This is a genomic window from Acetobacterium wieringae, assembly GCF_026646375.1.
GTDB lineage: Bacteria > Bacillota > Clostridia > Eubacteriales > Eubacteriaceae > Acetobacterium > Acetobacterium wieringae_A.
Map to the genome: position 1 here is coordinate 179,453 of NZ_JAIPPU010000005.1, position 21,242 is coordinate 200,694.

Consider the following 21,242-nt stretch of genomic DNA (forward strand, 5'->3'; position numbering starts at 1 on the left):
ATTATCTCCTTCTGATTCGCGGTACAGCCTGAATCAATTGTCTTGTATATTGTTCCTGAGGATAGTCAATCACATCCCGGGTCTTTCCGTATTCTACCAATTGTCCCTGACACATCACCGCCACCTTGTCGGCCATATAAGAAACCACCCCAATATTATGGGTAACAATGGCTATAGCCGTTCCAAACTCATCCCGCAGCTTCATCATTTCGCGGATGACCTGGGCCTGAACGGTTACGTCTAGAGCCGAAGTGGGTTCGTCAGCAAACAGCATATCTGGCTCCAGCATCATGGCCATAACAATACCAACTCGTTGATTCATTCCCCCGGATAATTCAAAGGGGTAGCTATTCAGGATCCGGTCACTGTCGTTCAAATTGATCTTTTCAAACAGCGTTTTGGCTCTTTGATCGACCTCTTTATGATCTTTAAAACCATGCTGTTCCATGGTTTCGTAAAGTTGATCACGAATGGTTCGGATCGAGCACAAGGCACTTCCACAATTTTGGAAGATTATACCCATTTCCGGCCCTCGGAGCGCTCTGATTTTTTCTGCATTCATATTTAGAATATTATGCCCTTTATAAAAAATGTCGCCCTGATTAACTAAACCGGTGGGGTCCAGAAGACCCATCGCAGCTTTGATCAGAGTACTCTTTCCACTGCCGGATTCACCCACAATCCCAAGTATTTCACCTTGTTCTATTTTAAGATTAATATTATTAACCACGGGCTGGTCACCATATGATATGTCTACATTTTGAAAAGCCAATAATGGTTCGATCATAATAACTTCCTTTTGTCTGGATATCAATTACTCATTGATATCCAGGTCGGCGGTGATTTCATAATAATCGGATGGGTGGGCAGTAAAACCGGTCACCCCTTTTTTCATCACAAAGGACATTTTTAAATGTGATGCATAAATATAGGCATTATCATCAATTACCTGCTGGGCAATCTGTACCGCCAGATCCCCTCGTTTCTCCTTGTCAAATTCTGTCCGCAACTGGGCCACCAATTGTTCAACCTTATCATTATGGTAGTGCCCACGGTTGTAGTCAGAACCATCCACCACATGAGTTGTGAAATAGTATTGAGGATCTCCGGTGGGTGCGGTTACAAAGGCATTGGCAAAAACATCATAGTCTCCAGCTTTCAGGAAATCTTTGTAACTATCGGTGGCATTGACCTGAACATCGATTCCCGCTTGTTTGTAAGTTGCCTGAACGGATTCTGCCAATAGTGGCAGTTCCTGACGCGAAGTATAAGTCAGCCATTTGATCGACAATTTCTGACCGTCTTTTTCTCGAATGCCGTCACCGTCAGTATCAATCCAACTGGCCGCCTCCAGCACCTTCTTGGCACCTTCAATATCATAGGTCGCTGCTTTAACAGCATCTCCCCCGAATGAGAAATTGGCTGGGAATGGTCCGATGGCCGGTGTTCCGTTGCCCTGTAGTAAAACGCTGGTGAATCCATCCTTATCCATACTCATGGCCATCGCTTTACGAACTGCATCGTCTTTAATCACAGCCGAATTGTAATTCAAGCAGGCCTGATAAACCCGGGAAGTATTAGTTGAACTGATGGTATAATCGTCATTATTCTGAAACAGCTGCAGACTGGCATAAGGCAGACCTTGGGTGGCGTCGATTTCGCCGCTTTGCATAGCCATGGTCAAGGTGTCACCGTCGGTGATGCTCTTCACATTAACAGTTCCTACATGAGGTTTTCCACCCCAGTAATCCATATTTGCTGTCAAATTAATTTCGGTGTCAGTGACGTTTTTAGCCACGTAGGGACCTGTTCCCACCACATTTTTATCGGCTGATACGCCGGCTTCCATATCAATAATAGCGCCGTAGGGATCACAAAGGTAGTTAACCAAACCCGGCACCTTATTTTCAGAAACGATGATAATACTTTGTCCATCGGCTGTGATCGATTTGATCTGCAAATCCTTTGGTGCCCGGTCATGTTTGGCAATCAGATCTTCAAGACAGGCTTTTACCGATTCCCCGGTCATTTTCTTACCATTCGAAAATTTAACGTCATCTCGCAAATTAATTTTCACTGTATATTCATCGATCTGTTCATAGTCTTTTGCCAGCCAGGGTTCCAGTTCCATGGATTCATTAAACTTAAATAAGGTTTCCCCGACGCCATACCGAACTGTCGACCAACCGCTGTAACCTTCATGGGGATTTAAACCGGCATTTCCCATGGCCACCCCATAAGCGGTTGTGCCATAATTAAAAACCTTTTCCTCAGCGCTTTTTCCGCTGGTTGCTGATCCGCAGCCGGTCAACATCCCGGCAACCATTACCCCTGTCAATAATAACGTCAACATTTTGCTTTTCTTTTTCATTTTTTCCTCCAGTTTCCACTTCTTTTTGTTTTGGGATCCAGCACATCACGAACAGTATCCCCCAGTAAGTTAAATAACATCACTGTTATAAAAATAGCACAGCCAGGTGCTAGAATTACCCAAGGGGCAGTTTGGAGCATACTCCGCCCATCACTCATCATTGAACCCCACTCTGCAATCGGTGGCATGGCACCTAATCCTAAAAAGGACAAACCGGCCAATTCCATCATCATGGTACCAATATCCAGGGTAGCCGTCACCAGAATCGGACCGGTTATATTGGGCAAAATATGTTTAAAGACAATTTTCAGGGGCCCTGATCCACTGAGTTTAGCCGCAGCAATATAAGGCATGGTTTTAACGGATAAAGCCTGACCTCTGGCCAACCTTGCAAATTTTGGCCAGGAAATGCAGGCTAGGGCCACCACGGCATTGTTGATTCCACCACCTAATACCCCAGCCACCGCAATGGCGAAAACCATGCCGGGAAAAGCCAGAAAAACATCGGATATCCGCATGATCAAAGAATCGATTTTTCCGCCCTTGTACCCGCAAAATATTCCAACCAGGGTTCCAAACACAGTAATAATTCCGACCAGTAACAGAGCAGCGTAAATGGTGGTTTGGGCCCCCATAACCACCCGAGATAGCATATCTCGACCATAGCGATCCGTGCCAAACGGGTGTTCAGCGCTGGGCGGCTGAAGGGCGTTCATCAGATCCTGTGCACACGGGTCATAGGGTACAATCTGTGGGGCAAAAGCAGCAACGAGGAGTAAAAGAATAACCAGGATCAAAAAAACATAGAATTTCATCATGGTACAGTCTTTTTTTTTCCTATGCACTCTAACCGTAATCGAATTAATGATTGTTGATTCCATAGATCAAACCTCCTGTTCCAGACGAATCCGGGGATCCAGATAATGATAGAGAATATCCGTGATGAGATTAACTATCACGTAAATGAGTGCCATCCAGATAACATACGCCTGGATCATGGGATAATCTCGCATCATGATAGAATCCACTGCCAATTTGCCCACGCCATCCCACATAAAAATGGATTCAACAATGGCGGTTCCTCCTAAAAGTGACCCGATCGATAATGCCAACAGGGTGACAATGGTGAGCATCGAGGCCTTTAACACGCTGGCATATAACACAACCGGCTCCTTTATCCCTCTTGCTCTGGCACCGAGAACATAGTCTTTATTCAATTCTTCCAGCACCGTGGTCCGCACTTGCCGGGTGTACTTAGAAGCCATGGCAATTGCCAATGTCAGTGTTGGAAGAACAATCGACTTCCAACCTCCCCCGCTTCCCATGACTGGGAACAACTTCAGTCTCAGAGCCAGAAAATAAATAAGTAAAAGTGAAACAAAAAAACCCGGCAGAGAATTCCCGATAAAGCTGAAAAAACGAATCAGGTAATCGGTGAAACGATTTTGCCTTACCGCTGACAGAATTCCAAAAGGAATCGCAACCAACACCGTTAAGAGGATGGAAGTAAGTGTCAAGGCAATAGTTGCCGGTAATTTGGAAATATAAGTTTCAAAAACCGGCTTATTTGAAATATAAGAAACCCCCATATCTCCGGTGATCATCCCGCCCAACCATGTAGTATATTGAATAACGAATGGTTGATCCAGTCCCAGTTCAGCCCGTTTTTCAGCTTTAATCTGTTCCGATACGGCGCCGCTGGCATTATCATAAAGGGCATCCACCGCATCGCCTGCGGCGGTTTGCATTAAGGTAAATGACAACAGCGTGATCCCCAGAATAATAGGAATCAGTTGCAGCAGTCGTTTTCCAATATATTTTTTCATGTCGCATGACGCCTTTCTCTCATAGGTTGTATTCCCGTTCGTTATTCTACCATCAAAAAAATAGCTCTACAACCTCTCTGGGGGGTTATGAGCTATTCCAATATAGCATACTTAATTATTCCATAACCATTTTTGTTCAATAAAAATCCTGATCTTTAGGGATTCAGATTCGCAGTAATGAATTCAATAAATTTATTACCCCAATCACTGAGAACCTCGGATTTTCGGCGGATATAACCGAACATCACCACATTTTCCATTTCATAAAGCGGGATTCCATTTAATTCCTTTTCATCGACACAATCGGTGATGTAGCCACTGCTGATGTTGGCCAGATCGGTGGTCTGGAGAAGTTGTTGCATCACACAATCACTGTTGGTAACCACTACATTTTTAAAGGATGACAACTCTTTTCCATTAGGATTTTTAATTTTCCAATAGTTATTGAGATCAAACTCATCTTCATAACACTGAACCAACTTCATATCTTTTAAATCCGCTTCTTCAATTCGCTTGGCGTGATACAGGGGATGTTCTTTTCCCAGATAAAGGACGACCTGGGTCTTTTTCAATTCCACAAATTCCAGATGATTTCTCGACAAGACATACTGAAATGCGGTGTTTTGGTTAGTCATCACATAAACAAATCCGATCTCATCCTGACAGCTGGCAACCCGTTTGATAATCTCTTCCACACTAGCTGAAAACAATTGAAAATGAAGCCGTTCCACATGAAATTGATTATAAAATTCGGCAAAGGCATCGGCAATCCAGGCACTGGGGTTACTGGATATCTTAAGCTGTTCAATTTTATCCGTTTGTGAAAATGATGAAAGCATTTCAATACTTTCAATTGCTTTGCATGCGTATTCATAAACGTGTTTCCCTTTGGTTGAGAGGAGAATACCTCTACTTTTTCGTATAAAAAGATCAAAACCCAGGTGGTCCTCCAACGCTTTTATTGCTTTACTTACGTTAGGTTGGGTTGTATACAATATTTCTGCCGCTTTGCTGAATGAGCCCACATCGGCACTGACTACAAAATACTTTAATTGTTTTAACTCTATCATATCTGAAACCCTCAAATACTGACTATTCTTTATGCTCATGATTACTTCGCTTTCTTGCTATTCCATGCTGTTGTTTTCTTGAAAAACCACTATTTCTAACGATTGATTTTTCCATAAGTAATCATTGATCCATTTCTAATAATACACAGTGAACTCACCTGATATAAAATGATCCCATTACTTTTTGCCCTGCAGGTTTGCAGCGTATTTCCAAAATAGTCTTTGATCACACCCAACACTTCCCCGATTTTAATCCGGTCTCCTACCTGTTTGCATGGATACCAGCAACCGGTAGCTGACGCATTTTCATAACAAACATTTGTGACCTCAACCGGTCGATGATTATTGATTTTCACTTTACCTTCCAACACACTAAGGTGTCTTAAGACATTTTTCACGTCTTCTTTATACAATTCAATTTCTGGCTCTGTCCATCGCGCTTCTCCGCCTCGTTCAATCAGAATGCTGGGAATCCCACAGGTACCTGCATAATTGTAGAGACCTCCAGTTGATATAAATGACTGAACCATGAATGGTACATTTACCTTTTCTGCCATGGCCTTTGATTCCTTCACCACATTCATCTCAGCAGCACCTACATAATAAACATAGGGCGTCAAAGTTTCATACCCATCTCCGGCATGAAGATCAATCAAGAAATCTGTCTGACCTTCTAGTACAGTAGCAATGAAATTACTGATCTTGTCTCCTTCAGTTCCATTGGGATCCCCCGGAAAAATACGATTCAGGTTTTTCCCATCCTCAGCTACCACACTCATCGTTCGATTTTCGAAACCGCTAATATTTAATGGATGAATGATGATTATATTCCCCGCAACGTGTACAGGCAAGAATTCCTGGGCTAATTGAATGGCTGTTTCAATCCCAGTATATTCGGAATTATGAACACCACTGGTTATTAAAACCGTTTTTCCTGCTGATTCACCTGCAATTAAGGTAATGGGTATCTCTATATTTGTTCCGGGTATTGATACATAACCACTTGATTTTTCGCCTCTCTTTGCAACAATACTTCCTATTTTCAACTGCATCTTTTCTGTCTCCCAGGGTTAGTAAATTTTTTTATTATTCACTTCATAAATTGGTCAATGGCCTTGCGTAAATCGTCAAGAGCCTTCTGATTTCCATCTTCCACGGCACTGACAATACAATGCTCAATATGATCCTGGAGAATGATTTTGCCAGTATTATTAATCGCTGATTTTACAGCAGATAGTTGAATTAATACTTCTGAGCAGTCCCTCCCGGACTCGACCATTTTGCGAATGGCTTCTAAATGTCCAGTAGCTTTTGATAAACGGTTTAAGATGGCTTTTGTATTGGTATGTTGATGCACCTGTTCTTGTTTTTCATTCGTGCTGTTTTCACGATTATAGCGATGATCTTCTTTATTAAATTTTTCTTTATTATTCATTTAGTTCCTCTCAAAATGATTTTGTCTATATGGTCTCGAATTCTTGATAAATCATCTTCAACGCAAGAGTAATAATCTCACTTTTTATTTTATTGTTTCATAGAGATTTCGTTTCCAATCCTGCAATCGTGTTTCCTCATTTGACCAGTATTCTTCTAACTTAGGAAATATCCCAAATGTTGTGATCATTAATAAATCACCTTCACTGACATTATTTATGTTGCAGAAATGATTGTGACCAATTCGAAATCCATTCCCCAATGATTGATCTTTTTCAATTTCTAAATTGAGTTTCTGAACCTGCTGAACCAATTGATTAAGTTTTACATTCTTCTTAGAGTCAATATACCTGACAAACCCTTCACAATTAAATGCAGGTTCCAGTTCTACAAAATTAAAGTGTCGTTGTAGGGTCTGATCAAGCAATAGCATGCTTTTATCGGCTGTATCCATCATTCCGAGAATGTATATATTTTCTGGTATATAAAAATTTTCTACAGAAATTTTTTTTTGTCGTTTAAACTGGTTGTTGTGTGTTTCACGCTTAAATAAAAGGATCAGATCCCCCATTATCGTATTTAAATTTTCTCGATTAATACCATCGATAATGAAATAATAGTCATTTCCAGTATCTTCAACTGCCTTTTGGGAAAAAGCTAAAAAACATCCCTCTGTCAAAAGGAAGTCATTGTAGTTCTTTTCTGCGTTACCATTTAATCTGTTCTGTTCTGAAAAATATTCGTTGAGCTTTACAATTTCCACTCGATTCTTGTTTTTCTCGCCCAACAGCGAAAACACAAGCCGATCTGCGATATAACTTTTACCCACTCCGGGAGCGCCTTTTATGATGATACTCCTTTTTTCTTTGAGCAGTTTTACAATCTCATCATACTTAGAAGTTTTCATATATACTTCTGAGAAAAAATGTTCTTTGGAATATAATTCTATTTTTTCCATATCCAAATCCCTAAGGCCCCAAATGTCACTGGAAAATGATTTTCTATAAAAAAGATCTTCCCCATGAGCAAAGGATTTGGAATCACTACTGAATCGCTGTAGGGTGAACCGAACTACTGCCCGCCAATCAGGGTTTACTCGAATCATTTCTAATCTGTTTCGCTTCTGAATTTCATCCTGAATGGATGATAACTGAGCTTCCCCGCCTAGAATGTTTAATACTTCAAAAATCTCATTTTCACATAATATTTTTCCTTTAGAATTTAAACGGCTTTTCCAATAGGGTTCATTTTTAAAGCGATTAATATCTTGGGGTTTATCGTTAAATGTAAAGTCAAGCAAGGCATCGCACATCCAATTTTTAGAATTTTGTTCAACTTTCCAGATAGATCGCATGTACGTAAAGAAATACCAATTTTTATTCAGATCAGTTTTTGACCATTTTACAGAAATTTTTTTACCATTATTGTAGTTTTTGATAACAACACCTGTGGCTTTAATTTCCATAACTGAAACTATTTTTCCTTTATAATCAAATGGGATATTTTCTTTCTGGTTATGAGTAACTTTTAAAGCGACTCGATCGCCAACTTGAATTGTATTTACCATATCATCATATTTATCAGAAGTATTTTTTTCCCAAATACCTTTTTTTATAAAACGTGAAGTTAGGTCTTCCCCTTCGAAGTTTGCACTTAAAAACCAGTTTGATTCGTTACTTAACATTCTATCTTCTGAATTTATTGAACATTGCATTTATTTGTTTTCCTTTCTTGTTATTTTTGGTAAAATTATTTTTTTATAAACCGCCTTTTAAAAAAAATCAGCGACGCACAATTCCTTTTGAGAATAACTACCTCGCTGATATATTTTTATATTTTCAAAGTGAATTAATCTATTTTTCTCCATAAATCATAAACATCGGGGTAGATGCATAATTGATCTGTTCTTCTTTATCCCACACAATTTCTCCGATATTTTGTTCAACCATCACCTTTTTAAAGCCTGTATTAATCAGCACGGCGGCATCCCATTGAGGTCTCATGGTTCTGCTTAATGGAAGGTTTTTAGCAATTTCTTCCATCACTACTGTATTAGTCTGAACATAGTGGTCATTGACCCCTTCTTTTTGTGAATTAACTCGATCCTGATAATATTCCGATCGTTTCGTTTCATCATGAAGATGCAAATACCAGTTTGCATCAAAATTCAGCATTCTGCCGCCGGGAGCAAGTACCCGATGCCATTCTTTATACGCAACTTCCGGTTTCTCAAGATTCCAGGTGAGATTCCGTGTAATAATCAGATCAAAACTAAAATCGTCAAAATCAAGTGAATGGGCATCCATTTGTATAAATTTAATATTGTCATGATAAGTTCCGGCATTTTTCCTAGCCCGATGAAGCATCGCATCAGTATAGTCCACCGCCGTCACATCATATCCGCAGGACGCCATGGTAATCGCAAAAAAACCGGGACCAGTACCGATATCCAGGACTTTCAGTTTTCTGCCAACCACCAGCGGTTTATACCGATTGATCAGATTTTTCCAGACATCCATCTTATAGCTGTTAAGCTCTGCAACATTGACTTCTGAGTATCCTTCCGACCGTTGATCCCAATAATTTTCCACTTTTTCTAGAATATTTTCCATCTCACTCCTCATCTTTCCGATAATAAAAAAGTCATGAAATTTTCGTCGATTATTAAATCGAATGAAGCCTTCATGACTTTATCACTCATTTTTTTTAATTATGCTTTCTTTTCTACGATGACTGGTTTCTCTTTTCTACTTTTGATAAAGTAAATCAGCGCTCCGGTGCCACCTGCTAAAAGCAAGGTAAAGCCACCACCAATGAGCCCAGAAACACTGGTCCCAATTGCAGAACCTTCACCATCGGCTGATTTAAAACTGTAGTCTGGTAAAAAGGCGGTTGATTCCTGAATACTTCCGGCCTCTTCATAAACGCTGCCAATAGCTTCTAACTCTGGTGTTCCAGCCACTTTTTCCATTGACCATTCCAGTCCATCCGGATTCGCCGAGGCGAAAAGCGATAACCCACCGCCAAGGACAACGGCAAAGATCAACAACATCCCCATTACTTTCTGAATGGAGATATTTGACGGCAATTTTTTGTTTTCCACGGTTGATTCCAGTAATTCTGGCCGCATATTGTAGACAAAAACAAGAATCCCACCGGTAACAATTCCTTCAATCAAACCAATGGCGATATGAATCGGGGTCATCAAACCGACAAAGGTGACAAATGGAAGAGCTGTGATCCCTGAAGCCAGTGTTTCTACTACCACTGAAAAAGCACCCAGGGATAAAGCCAATACCACTGAAACGATCGATGCTGTCATAATTCGTTTAGGTGTCATGCCCTTCTTGACGATTGGTTTAAACACAAAGGGATAAACCAGTAAGCAGGCATAAAAGCCCAAATTCCAAATATTTGCCCCTAAAGCCAGCAGTCCGCCATCGGCAAAAAACAAAGCCTGAATCAGTAATACTGCGGTAATCGTTAAAAATGCCGGGAATGGACCTAGTAATGCAGCCAGTAAAATCCCCCCGCCGATGTGTCCGCTGGAACCCGTTCCCGGGATTGTGAAATTCACCATTTGTCCGGCAAAGATCACGGCTCCCATAACCCCCATTAATGGGATTTTCTTCTCATCCAAATTATCCTTACATTTGTACGCTGAATAAGCGATTGCTCCGGCGCTTGCCGCAAGCATGATTCCTCCAACTGCTGGAGAAACTAAAGCATCTGCCATGTGCATTTTAAAACCCTCCTCAAAGTTAAAAAATAAATAAAAAAACCATGAAGAATCACTCCTGCTTCTGCACGAGAAATACCTTCATGGCATTATTAGACTATTCATAGATTTCAAATTATTGTTATGATTTTATCAATGTTGAAATTATATGTCTTTTTCCATAATGTGTCAAGAATAATTTTAAAGAATTATCTTTATATTCATACTTTCATTTGAATTCTCATAAAAATGATGTCTCTAGAAGTACATACCTTCAGAATGTAAAGAAAACGACAACCAAATTTACGATATCGCTAAATGGCATATTAATAACGATCGCACTATTTAAAACGGTATAATTTTCACAGGTTAATTTAGTTTTTTGCATAACTTAATTGCATCACTGATGCGGATTCATTGGAATATATTTTTATTTTACCACACAAAAATTAGCGCCATCATTATAGAATTCATTTTAATCACTGTTAAATTATTTTTTTTAACAACATTTCAGCTCCATGACGAGCCCCTTTTCCCATGTGTTTTGCTTTAATAATTGAAATTCCTAGATTTCTAAACTTGTCCAGTGATTTACTTTTCCATGTACCAGAATCGTTGACAAGGTTTAAAAGCAAGGCTTGATAAATTTTGTCCCATTCATTAACTGAAAGCGAAAAGAGAATTAAAGTTGATAAAGAGTATGTTTCCCGCTCTATCTCTATTATATTAAATTGTCGGTTATCTATCATAATTATTTTAGCAATTAAATATCTTCGATTTGTAAAGCCATCATTTAATTTTGAGAATTTTCGTTCTCGCAAATCTATAGGTAGATTATCCAAAACTATTTTAATTTTCTTAATTTGTGGTTGTTGTTCCAAAATTCTTAAAATTCTTATGAAATCATCTAATTCATTATGAGATTCTGCCTCATTTTGATCATTTATTTCATCAATCATTAACGGCTCTATACCTCTTGCTAGAAATTCCCCTCCAACATCTGCAGTAGAGCGATTTTTATCCTCATTTCCGAAAAATCTTTTCGTATCTTGATCTTCAAGCGAACGTTTCTGAGCTTTTTCGCCTTGTTCATGTGTAATTTTTGGTAAAGATATGTAATCATGCTTTAAGATGTTCATTTCCACAAAATCAAAATCCTCAGTTGCACCATCAACTTCCTCATTTAGTAAGAGATCTTCATTTTTATCATTCAAATTATTATAAGTATATTTTTTTGCTTCATCAGAATTTTCTTGTTTTCGAAGATGCGGATGCGAAAACAAAATTTCATTTACTGGAATATGCATATTTTCAACATTCACTATTTGCAGAATTGTTATATAAGACTCGTTTTCCTTCACGCGTGCTTTTATTTTGATTTCTTGTTTGAAATCCCAGTCAAACTTTAAGATACCGTTTTGCAACCAAGTAAATGCCAGATTTTCAAACATTTGAAGTACATCATCGTTTGTTAGTAGCCAAGTCAATTGATAAATAAATGAATTTCTAGTGTATTTATATTCATATTGATTAGTAAATTCATAATAAATTCTATCTTCCTCGACTGTATGAATAAAATATTGTTCAAATGAATTACATTCAAACAAACGGTATAGCAGAAACCTATTTGTTGCTAAAATACTCCGTATCACTTCAATTACTGGTAGTACAATTTTTTTTTCTTCGCTCGGGAAACTAAAACTTCGGGAAATTGCATGATCCTTACAAGCCTTAATTTTCCAATTTCTTTCAGAATATACTACTTGATTTTGGTTTATTGTTATTTCAACTTCTTTAATTTCACTTGGAGGTCTACTTGATAAAAAATTTCCATTTTTATAATAATGCTGAATCGCTAAAAGTGGTAATGTTCCCCAGTCAAATAATACTTTTTCCGTTACTTTTTCATAATTAAAATATCCATAGATCATCATTTTATTGCCCCTTCGAAAAGGATCACCAATCCAGATCAGTTGTGCTTCTATATCTTTTTCGAAAGGCCATTGTATTTTAAATAGTTTTTTTGTCATAAAAAATCCCTTCCTGTATTTTCTGATATACCTCTAAACATGGTTTTATCTCGCGGAAATCATGAGACTTCACACCACCAATTCGTTGCACTTTCCACATAAGCACTTCTTCTCGTTTCTTTAGCATTTCATCGATTATTTTGCAACAGCGACGAATCTGAAATTGTTGAATTGTCTCAGTATTTTCGTCTAAGTATTTCTGCGTACAGGGCATTTTTTTTCTTTTATTTTCTAAACTCGACTGTATTCCAAGTCGTTTTCCAATTAATGATCTCGTTATTCTTACAGGTTTCTCTGAACATAATAATTCTTTGACCAATTGTCTTATTTTTTTGTAATATATTTGGTCTCGTAGATTCCAATCAATTTTTTTATGAAGATTTGTCTTTTTTTGATGTTCAGGAAGATTTTTAAAGAGCCATTCTTTGTCATTAGTGTAAAGATATGTGTATTGTTTATATGTGATAGCTCTTATTTGTGTTCTAGAATAAGTTGGGTTTAACTGTATCGCGTCAAGCATCTCTTTTTTGTACTGATTTAGCATTAGGAAAGATTTTTCATTAACAGCTTTCTCAGTTTTAACGGATGTTTTAAATGATTGGTATTTTTTTATTGTTTTTGAATCAACTCCGAGTAATCTCCCTAATTCTCGAATGCTATGGTTGCCTTCGCCAGATAACAAACGTAGTTTAGCTTCCCAGATTTCTCCAAATTGTTTTACTCTTCCTATATGATATTTATCTTCCACACGTTTATCAGGTCCTTTTCGCGCATATATAAAACCACATGAGCATTCAAATGTACCAATAGGGCTATTCGATTTAAAATCTCTTGTAATCGCAACATTTGGTATGACCAGTTCTCTATAATGATCTGCTGCCTTATTTAAACATGGCCAAAACCCTGTTCCAAATGGACCCTCATCTTCATTCATTTTAGTAAAAAAATTACAATCTTGATCCAAAAAGTACAAAAATAGTAATTGCCTAAATGGATGTACATGGCGTTTACTATTACGAGTTAAAACTTTTAACCAATTGTATTCATCGTCTATCACCAATTCCGAATCATATTTTTCTAAAAATCCTTTAGGAAATTTTTCTCGAAAAGCTTTGAATAAGTCTTTTTGTCTAACATGATTCGCTGGCGTGATTAAATCCCTTTCTCGTAACAATAATCTGTATTTTTTAGTAATCTGTTCTCTTGATAATTTATTGTTGCCTAAATTTAGAATTTCATATGCAAGCTCAGCTAATTTTACTTCAATATCATAATAGTTGGGATTTTCATTTTTTTTCAAAACGAATAATTTCAGATTTTTTCTCTCAAATCTAATATACTCCGTTCTACTCTTCATCTTCATATCAATTTTGTATTTCTCAAGTTGTATGTGATGATGAGCACACAAATTTATCCCTTGTAATTGATGTTCTCGGTGTATAAATGGTTCTCCGTATTTTTTAATATCTTCTTGTGCACATACTGGACAATAGAACAAGCCATTTTTTTTACAAATGCTTCCCGCAACCATTCCTAATCTAGTGTACAACCCTTTCCCATCATTTTGCACATCTTTCAAAATCTCAAGTTGACGATTTTGGGATAAAAATGGAGCATAGTATGGATAAATTGTATGTTTTAGTAATAAATCTTGTACCGAATAATTCGTACCTATCTGTTTTGACAAAATATTAAGATGACTGCCAATTTCAATACTCGGTATGACATTCCGGTTTTGGAACAATTCTTCCAATGTGTCTTTACAGTCTATATTACAACTATAAAAATGATAACGACCTATTGCCGAATATAATAATTCATCCTGATATGGTTCAGTAAAAAAAGGCAGCATTTAAAACTCCTAATAAAATTCTTCGAGTGGGTTCTTAATATATCCCCGTTCTTTTAACAACACATAAGGGTCTTCTTTTTTATCAAAAGCCTTTTTTCTTATCGCTAATAACGGTAATAGATTAGTGTTTGGTTTTGTTTTATTTTTTTGTTCTTTTTTTTGTTCATTGAGCTCAATTGCCTGCTGGATTGCTTCCAGTTTAAGAGTATTGAATTCTGTTTCGGCTGGTTTTTTTTCTACAATTGTCTTTGCTATTATTTCTAAATCCTTTTGTTGTAAACAATCAAAAATACCAATTGCAAGCAATTCTACACACAAGTTTTCAATTTTATCTTTACGCTTATATTCAAGTGTTTTTTGCCTCTCAGAAAATGCAATTTTGATTCGCCCTGCCATTTCGGTATCATTTTTTAAATTTAACATGATATCATCTAAATTTATAATAATGTCTTCATACTTCATTATGTCCGATAATTTATTATTGCGAACAGCTTTTATCATCGGCTGTATCATTTGCATATCTTCTTTTGCTGTACGTTTTAAAACTTTCGCCGAAATGATTTCATCTTGGTTATCTTCATCAAAAAGCGCTCTTTCCTGCGCTAAAATAAATAAATTTACAGCTATAGCCGTAATTCCTTGACATTCTTCATAAAAAACTTCTTTTACTTCATCAGTTAGTTCCGAATAATTCTTTAAGCATTGCAAATCCCAAAGTGTTTCAAGAAAAAACTGCCACTCTTCATCATCTTTATGCATACGATCCCAAATAATTGCTCCATCACTTGCAGCCCGCCTAGCCTGTCTAAAGTTACCATTGAAAAGTTTTTGGGCCTTTGATGTGCCTATCATTACTGTTGGGATACCTACAGTATTCGAAAGTGTAACAAAAAAGTCCAACATTTCTTCTTGTTCATTTTTTGCATGAAGCAGATTTTGTATTTCATCAATTATTAGAGTCCCAATTCCATACATGCTAGCTAACGATGTCATATGTAAAAGCATTGTTGATGTAACACGATTTAGATATCCATGTTTTTCAAGATATCGTGTTCCTAATAGATCATCAATTGCTTTAAAAAAACTTTTGCAAAGCGTTGAAAGACTTCCATCAAACGGGCAGTCAATCTTCAACCATACAATTTGGGTCCGATTAAACGACTGTCCTTTGTACTCCGTATGCTTTATAACCTGCGGATACATCAATAATAAGCGCTCTATTGCAGTAGTTTTGCCGATGCCGGAAATTCCAATAATTGATAGGCTGTCAGCAGTTGAACGGATGTAATTCATTCGATCATAAATCTTGCTAATTGATTTTTCTTCATCTTCTTTCAACTCATTTATGATGCGAATTCTTTCCAGAAACTCTTTATCTAAAGGATTTCTAGCCAAATAACCTCTTCTTATTAATGTCGAGAGTCTTCGTTCAATTTCAAAATGAATTGGAAGTGGTTGAATAAAATTCTTCACTCTCTTTAATACATGATATCGGATAAAACTCTCTTTCAATTTATCATGTTTAGTAATTTTGGGAATAGAAAAAAAATGATCCATTACATAGTCTTCCGAAAAAATTTGGGGAAGAGCTTCAATGTAAGGATTATTCTCATATTCAGATAAAAGTTGCTCTTTATAGTCAGCTTCTTCTAAATCACCCTTTAATATTGGATTAGTATTATTCTTTTCCAAATTCTTCATCCCTCTTCTTTTTTAACTTATCCATTAATCTAGAATTCTTATTTTGATCATTATTGTTGTTTATTTCCACTTTTGTTTCAAAATTAAAGATTTTTTGTTCCATTGGTTCTATTTCTGGTGTCAAATCAAATTTTTCAACCTTTCTATTTAAAGATTTTTCTGCTTGTCTATTAATTCGAATATTTTTTAGCTTTTCTGTCTTAGAAATATTGTCAATATCGTCTCTTCTCTTTTCATAAGAAGCTTTTTTTACTATTTCCTCAATTGCAGCATCTGTATTAATGGAATTCTCTAATTGCTCGGTCTTCTCAAATGATTTAAGTTCCTGTATCATTTCCTGATAAAATTGAATTTCTTCAAGAGCATCATCTTTGTATTGATCATTAATAGATAACAAATAGCAAGTATCATAACTTTTTCCATCCGAATGTGGAATATATATTTGCTTTATGTCCCTTGGGTCGTATACAACTTCAATACTGGAGTTTTTTAATTTCAAATACCACTGTTCAGCAATAGCTTTTTCTGAACCATAAAATAATTTCTTAAAAACAATACCTGCACGAGTAATTCTTGCTTTTCCGTTAGGTAAGACATTGAGTCTAAATATATTTTGATTTGATATTATCTGTAAACAGCCCTTTTTATTAGCAATTCCCCAATTCCATAAATTGAGTGGTGTTGCAATTAAACCGTCAAGAATCATACTTTTTTCAAGGGGGTATTTTTCGATTATCTTTTGATTGTGCTGAAGTACAATATGAATTATAATTTTTGTAAATTCTTTTAAGTTAATCTTAGCATCCAGTCGATAATCTTGATCCCCTCTTTTTCGATATTCCTTTTGAATTGCTCCAGGGGTTTTATGCTTAATCTTCGTATTTATGGTACGGAACTGCCGTTCTACAATTCCTTTTAAATCCCCTCTATACGCTGAGGTATTCTCAATTTTAATATTTAAATTATTAATTAAATTTTCTACAGAATAGCCTTCGAATTCGCCCCGATCGGCAATTATTATTTCTGGCAAATGCTTAGCTGGCCATTCATTTTCATTAATTGAAATATCAAACTGACGACAATAGTCAACTTTATTTGTCGCCATATTATCAAGTGCCATCATCGCACCTACCCATGAGGGTCCCTCCAATCCAACATAAATACCAGTAATCAAACGAGAGTAAACGTCAATTACAGCATAAACTATTGGTCGACCAATAATTAAGTTTCTATTAAATGAACTTACTAAATAAATATCAGCAATAGTGGCATCAATTTGAAAACGAGTTCCTGGTCCATCAGTTTCATTTGTTGAGGTACCAAGCAATGGACGATGTTTTAGTTCATATTCCTTTAAGCTTTTTCTTGAAATAATATCAAGTTGTGGGTCTTCATTTTTTTTATACCAATAGTAAAATTGGCCAAATGTTGGAATTCTTGAAGCATCCCAGACTCTGTATTTTTTTTCATTGTTTTCAAAATATATATCTGAATAATAAGTTTTCAATAAATAGCTATATGTTTCTGTTAAAGAATTCTGATTTTTTTGTTGAAATTGACTCTTAATAACATACTCAAATTGTTTTTTGACATTGTCAGTAATATTAAAACCGTTGCTACCATCATCTAATAGATTAAATTTTCGTGGTCTTCCCGTTTTCGCTCCGGTAAGATCTCTTTCTTTCCCTTTTCCGCCCGAAAAAATATAGTCAGGTAATAACGCATTTTTATTAAGACCTCGTTGCCAGAATCTAGTAAATACACGTTTTATTTTTAGTTCGTTTAAACCTGTCTTGATCGCAATATCTTTGAATAAATCTTCTCTTTTATCCATTGACAATAGCTCAATTTTGCTCTCTTCCCAGTATTTGGATACAATTCTCCAATTATCATTTCTTTTTTTTATTTGCGTATTTGTCAAATTTTCATCTGAATAACTATTTAAATATGGATCTGGTATCAGTAGTAATGCCTCCCCCAGTAATTCCGCTTCTAACGTGTTAATTGTAGCTATCTTGGGCATTGCTGTATCGCCATGCAGGTTAACAAAATAAGCATTTCCACCTTCAATATGAATGATTCTAATTCTATTCTTTTCAGCTTTATCTAAATATTCATAAACTTGATTATAACAGATCATATTACACTCTCTTTCAGAGAAAAATCTTTATAAATTGCTTCGATTGGAATGTTTTCGTTTATATCAAGCTTCACTTTAAGATTAACATCAATTATTTTGCTAATTATTAAATGTTTAAAAATAGTTAGACCACTTCCCGCATTGAGACCAAAATCTCTTTCAAATTCTTTCGATATTGTTCGAATTGAATTGGACGATGTTCTTAACATCCTGTTAATATAATCCGTTAATAAGTCCTCCATTTCAATTTCTGGGAAAGCTTTAAAATCTTCGAAATTTGTTAACTCTTTATACGAATGAACAAAACCAATATTTTGTGCTGTTGTTTTATTAATTTCTTCCTCAGTAACAATTCCCCAATCAATCTGGTGCCGTTCCCAATAAACACGTTCTATTTCGAACTTTTCCAATATTCTCTCATTTGATAATTCTTTCTTCATTTTTACTGTTCTCGCATGATCTTTAATATTTCCATCATTTTTCATTGTAACAACAAAATCTGTTGACATAACAATTGGTTCATTCGTCTGTGGATTACGAGGATGTATAATACCTAATTCATCTGCAATTAATAATGTATCCTCAAGCGGTAGAAGCGGGTATTGTTCTCGTATATCTACTACATAGTCGGAAAATTCCAACAAGTAAAAATAGTTTTTTTCCAAATCAGATAGAAATTCATATTGTCTCGGTATTTTTATCCCTTTTAAACGGGTTGATCTACCTAATGAAGAAACATCTTGAATAACAAGCCAAGGTTTATAATCTATCCCAGCACCAATTCCTCTGCCTTCCTTTAATTTTTTATCTATAGAATTTTTTCTGCTGCGTTTTGCCAATATTTCGCCTCCGAATAGTTTATTATCTAACATGCATATGTGATTGAAGAATAAAAAAATACCGTTTAGTTATATAATACCCTAAACGGCTTTTTTTATCAAACTTTGTTTTTAATTATCAAACTTTGTTTTATGTTATCAAACTTTGTTTTAAAACTACAAATACTTCAAAATTTGTCGTCTATTTACTCCACCGTCACACTTTTTGCCAGATTTTTAGGTTTATCAACATCACACCCTCGGGCAACTGCCAGATAATAGGCCAACAGCTGTAGATACACAATGGTGGGAATGGCGGTGATATCATCATCCATCTCCGGAATCACCCAGACCTCATCCACCTCCGAAGCAATATCCTCATGACTGGCCTGAACAATCGCCAATACGTGGGCGCCTCGGGCCTTTACTTCTTTAATATTGCTGAGCATTTTTTCGAACACATTTTCCTGGGTACAGACGGCTACCACGATGGTACCCTCCTCAATCAGGGCAATCGGGCCGTGTTTGAGTTCCCCGGCTGCATAGGCTTCAGAATGAATATAGGAGATCTCCTTAAGTTTTAGTGAACCTTCCATGCTGGTATAAAGATCCACCCCTCGCCCCATATAAAAAAGATCACTGATCTGATAATTTTTATCGGCAAATGCTTTAATCACGTCCTGGGTTTCCAATGCTTTATCGATCAGTCCCGGGGTCATCATCAGCCCATGACAAATCCGAGCCGCATCTTCTTTGTTCATTTTGCCATTGAGATTTCCTAAAAATGAAGCCAGCAGCATCATACAACCAACTTGGGTGACATACGCCTTGGTCGATGCCACGGCAATTTCCGGTCCGGCATTGGTATAAATAACGTCATCGGCTTCCCGGGCAATGGAACTGCCGACCACATTGGTCACCGCCAAAACCCAGGCTCCCCGTTCTTTAGCCAGGCGGATCGCCGCCAGCGTATCGGCGGTTTCGCCAGATTGACTGATCACAATCAACAGGGTATTTTCGTCGATAATCGGATTTTTATAGCGATACTCCGAAGCTGCTTCGGTTTCGACGCTGATCCGGGCGAATTTTTCAAAATAGTACTTGCCCACCATCCCGGCATGGTAGGCAGTGCCACAAGCGACAATCTGAATCCGGTTGATCTTTTTCATCATCTCCGCATTGAGCTTCAACCCAGTAAAGGATGCACCATTTTCACAGCAACGGCTCATTAAAGCTTCCATCATCGCCTTGGGTTGCTCCACCATTTCTTTCATCATGAAGTGATCGTAGCCGCCTTTTTCAGCATCTCCGGGATCCCAATCGACAACAAAAACTTCTTTATCAACGGTGTTACCAGCGCTGTCCATAACCTGAATATGGTTTGCTGTCAAAACTGCCATTTCGCCGTTATCCAGCAGATAGACTTCCCGGGTATAGTTAAGAATCGCGGGAATATCCGAAGCGATAAAGTTTTCGCCATCACCCAGTCCGACAATCAAGGGACTATCTTTACGGACAGCCACAATCTTATCCGGCTCGTTGGCACACAGAACCGCCAGGGCATAAGAGCCGCTCATCCGCTGTAAGGCAATCTGAATCGTTTCGACCAGATCACCGGTATAAAGTTCATTCAGCAGATGGGCAATCACTTCGGTATCAGTATCCGAAATAAAGACATGGCCTTGCGCCTGCAGCTCATCTTTCAACGTCATATAATTTTCGATGATACCATTGTGAACCACCGAGATTTCTTTATTGACACTACAATGGGGATGGGCATTGGCATCGGAAGGAACCCCATGGGTTGCCCAACGGGTATGTCCGATACCGACCTGCCCAGAAAGCGGTGTTTTATCCAGAACATCTTGCAAGTTTTTAAGCCGCCCTTTTTTCTTTTCCACTCGGATCACTTCATTTTCCAGAGTCGCAATTCCGGCTGAATCATACCCCCGGTACTCCAGCCGGGAAAGACCGTTAATAAGCACTTTCTGGGCCTGTTTATCGCCGATATAACCTACTATTCCACACATTTTTTCACCTGTATTTCTTTTTTATGCCACCTCTGTCCTGAAAATCACTCTTCAGTTTTAAATGACAATTCTCCAGGGCATCCGCCGAATTTTCGATACTCCCTGACCTCGTCAACTCAATTTTTGTGTGGACCATCACTTGAGTTCTGGCGCTTTTTTGCAGTCTTTTGGGTTTAGTCCGTTTATTTCATACCCAAAAACATACTGAGATATTCTACCACAAAAATATATTCAACACAAAAAAATGAGGGA

General features: G+C 37.3%; 16 protein-coding genes. All 16 read right to left on the reverse strand.

The window, feature by feature from the left end; genetic code table 11:
• Position 1: 1 nt before the first annotated feature.
• A complete protein-coding gene (locus tag Q7P33_RS06670; protein ID WP_303868658.1) occupies positions 2-787 on the reverse strand; it encodes an ABC transporter ATP-binding protein in 786 nt (261 codons plus the stop codon).
• A 27-nt stretch (positions 788-814) separates the two neighbouring features.
• Complete coding sequence (locus Q7P33_RS06675; protein ID WP_303868660.1) at positions 815-2,371, reverse strand: ABC transporter substrate-binding protein; 1,557 nt, start codon at positions 2,369-2,371, stop codon at positions 815-817.
• Positions 2,368-3,252 carry a nickel transporter permease gene (gene nikC, locus Q7P33_RS06680; RefSeq protein WP_303868662.1) on the reverse strand — a complete coding sequence of 295 codons (885 nt, stop codon included), beginning with the start codon at positions 3,250-3,252 and terminating at the stop codon, positions 2,368-2,370. Before nikC ends, Q7P33_RS06675 begins: the two co-directional genes overlap by 4 nt.
• 3 nt (positions 3,253-3,255) lie before the next feature.
• Complete coding sequence (nikB, locus tag Q7P33_RS06685) at positions 3,256-4,197, reverse strand: nickel ABC transporter permease (protein WP_303868664.1); 942 nt, start codon at positions 4,195-4,197, stop codon at positions 3,256-3,258.
• Positions 4,198-4,352: 155 nt separating this feature from the next.
• The gene (locus Q7P33_RS06690) at positions 4,353-5,267 is read right to left on the reverse strand and encodes a LysR family transcriptional regulator (protein ID WP_303868666.1); all 915 of its coding nucleotides are present in this window, start codon (positions 5,265-5,267) and stop codon (positions 4,353-4,355) included.
• A gap of 95 nt (positions 5,268-5,362) precedes the next feature.
• Entirely contained in the window at positions 5,363-6,319 is a 957-nt protein-coding gene (locus Q7P33_RS06695; RefSeq protein WP_303868667.1) for a M14 family metallopeptidase, read from the reverse strand.
• A 38-nt stretch (positions 6,320-6,357) separates the two neighbouring features.
• Entirely contained in the window at positions 6,358-6,702 is a 345-nt protein-coding gene (locus Q7P33_RS06700) for a metal-sensing transcriptional repressor (protein WP_303868669.1), read from the reverse strand.
• A gap of 84 nt (positions 6,703-6,786) precedes the next feature.
• On the reverse strand, positions 6,787-8,385 hold the full coding sequence (locus Q7P33_RS06705; RefSeq protein ID WP_303868670.1) for an AAA family ATPase: 1,599 nt from the start codon (positions 8,383-8,385) through the stop codon (positions 6,787-6,789).
• 169 nt (positions 8,386-8,554) lie between these two features.
• Entirely contained in the window at positions 8,555-9,313 is a 759-nt protein-coding gene (locus Q7P33_RS06710) for a class I SAM-dependent methyltransferase (protein WP_303868671.1), read from the reverse strand.
• 98 nt (positions 9,314-9,411) lie between these two features.
• Positions 9,412-10,443 carry an energy-coupling factor ABC transporter permease gene (locus tag Q7P33_RS06715; protein ID WP_303868673.1) on the reverse strand — a complete coding sequence of 344 codons (1,032 nt, stop codon included), beginning with the start codon at positions 10,441-10,443 and terminating at the stop codon, positions 9,412-9,414.
• Positions 10,444-10,904: 461 nt separating this feature from the next.
• A complete protein-coding gene (locus Q7P33_RS06720; protein WP_303868675.1) occupies positions 10,905-12,449 on the reverse strand; it encodes a Tn7-like element transposition protein TnsE in 1,545 nt (514 codons plus the stop codon).
• Positions 12,430-14,301: a TnsD family transposase gene (locus tag Q7P33_RS06725; protein ID WP_303868677.1), complete on the reverse strand. Its 1,872-nt coding sequence runs from the start codon at positions 14,299-14,301 to the stop codon at positions 12,430-12,432. Before Q7P33_RS06725 ends, Q7P33_RS06720 begins: the two co-directional genes overlap by 20 nt.
• 9 nt (positions 14,302-14,310) lie before the next feature.
• Entirely contained in the window at positions 14,311-16,002 is a 1,692-nt protein-coding gene (locus Q7P33_RS06730) for an ATP-binding protein (RefSeq protein ID WP_303868679.1), read from the reverse strand.
• Positions 15,980-18,142 carry a transposase gene (locus Q7P33_RS06735; protein WP_303868680.1) on the reverse strand — a complete coding sequence of 721 codons (2,163 nt, stop codon included), beginning with the start codon at positions 18,140-18,142 and terminating at the stop codon, positions 15,980-15,982. The genes Q7P33_RS06730 and Q7P33_RS06735 overlap by 23 nt, the downstream gene beginning before the upstream one ends.
• A complete protein-coding gene (locus tag Q7P33_RS06740) occupies positions 18,139-19,014 on the reverse strand; it encodes a TnsA endonuclease N-terminal domain-containing protein (RefSeq protein WP_303868681.1) in 876 nt (291 codons plus the stop codon). The genes Q7P33_RS06735 and Q7P33_RS06740 overlap by 4 nt, the downstream gene beginning before the upstream one ends.
• A gap of 152 nt (positions 19,015-19,166) precedes the next feature.
• Entirely contained in the window at positions 19,167-20,990 is a 1,824-nt protein-coding gene (gene glmS, locus Q7P33_RS06745) for a glutamine--fructose-6-phosphate transaminase (isomerizing) (RefSeq protein WP_303868682.1), read from the reverse strand.
• Positions 20,991-21,242: the final 252 nt, after the last annotated feature.

Bases quoted from the DNA above. Each gene is read 5' to 3' on its own strand.
- Q7P33_RS06670 (WP_303868658.1), bottom strand. From the start codon at position 787: ATGATCGAACCATTATTGGCTTTTCAAAATGTAGACATATCATATGGT.
- Q7P33_RS06675 (WP_303868660.1), bottom strand. From the start codon at position 2,371: ATGAAAAAGAAAAGCAAAATGTTGACGTTATTATTGACAGGGGTAATG.
- nikC (WP_303868662.1), bottom strand. From the start codon at position 3,252: ATGGAATCAACAATCATTAATTCGATTACGGTTAGAGTGCATAGGAAA.
- nikB (WP_303868664.1), bottom strand. From the start codon at position 4,197: ATGAAAAAATATATTGGAAAACGACTGCTGCAACTGATTCCTATTATT.
- Q7P33_RS06690 (WP_303868666.1), bottom strand. From the start codon at position 5,267: ATGATAGAGTTAAAACAATTAAAGTATTTTGTAGTCAGTGCCGATGTG.
- Q7P33_RS06695 (WP_303868667.1), bottom strand. From the start codon at position 6,319: ATGCAGTTGAAAATAGGAAGTATTGTTGCAAAGAGAGGCGAAAAATCA.
- Q7P33_RS06700 (WP_303868669.1), bottom strand. From the start codon at position 6,702: ATGAATAATAAAGAAAAATTTAATAAAGAAGATCATCGCTATAATCGT.
- Q7P33_RS06705 (WP_303868670.1), bottom strand. From the start codon at position 8,385: ATGTTAAGTAACGAATCAAACTGGTTTTTAAGTGCAAACTTCGAAGGG.
- Q7P33_RS06710 (WP_303868671.1), bottom strand. From the start codon at position 9,313: ATGGAAAATATTCTAGAAAAAGTGGAAAATTATTGGGATCAACGGTCG.
- Q7P33_RS06715 (WP_303868673.1), bottom strand. From the start codon at position 10,443: ATGCACATGGCAGATGCTTTAGTTTCTCCAGCAGTTGGAGGAATCATG.
- Q7P33_RS06720 (WP_303868675.1), bottom strand. From the start codon at position 12,449: ATGACAAAAAAACTATTTAAAATACAATGGCCTTTCGAAAAAGATATA.
- Q7P33_RS06725 (WP_303868677.1), bottom strand. From the start codon at position 14,301: ATGCTGCCTTTTTTTACTGAACCATATCAGGATGAATTATTATATTCG.
- Q7P33_RS06730 (WP_303868679.1), bottom strand. From the start codon at position 16,002: ATGAAGAATTTGGAAAAGAATAATACTAATCCAATATTAAAGGGTGAT.
- Q7P33_RS06735 (WP_303868680.1), bottom strand. From the start codon at position 18,142: ATGATCTGTTATAATCAAGTTTATGAATATTTAGATAAAGCTGAAAAG.
- Q7P33_RS06740 (WP_303868681.1), bottom strand. From the start codon at position 19,014: ATGTTAGATAATAAACTATTCGGAGGCGAAATATTGGCAAAACGCAGC.
- glmS (WP_303868682.1), bottom strand. From the start codon at position 20,990: ATGTGTGGAATAGTAGGTTATATCGGCGATAAACAGGCCCAGAAAGTG.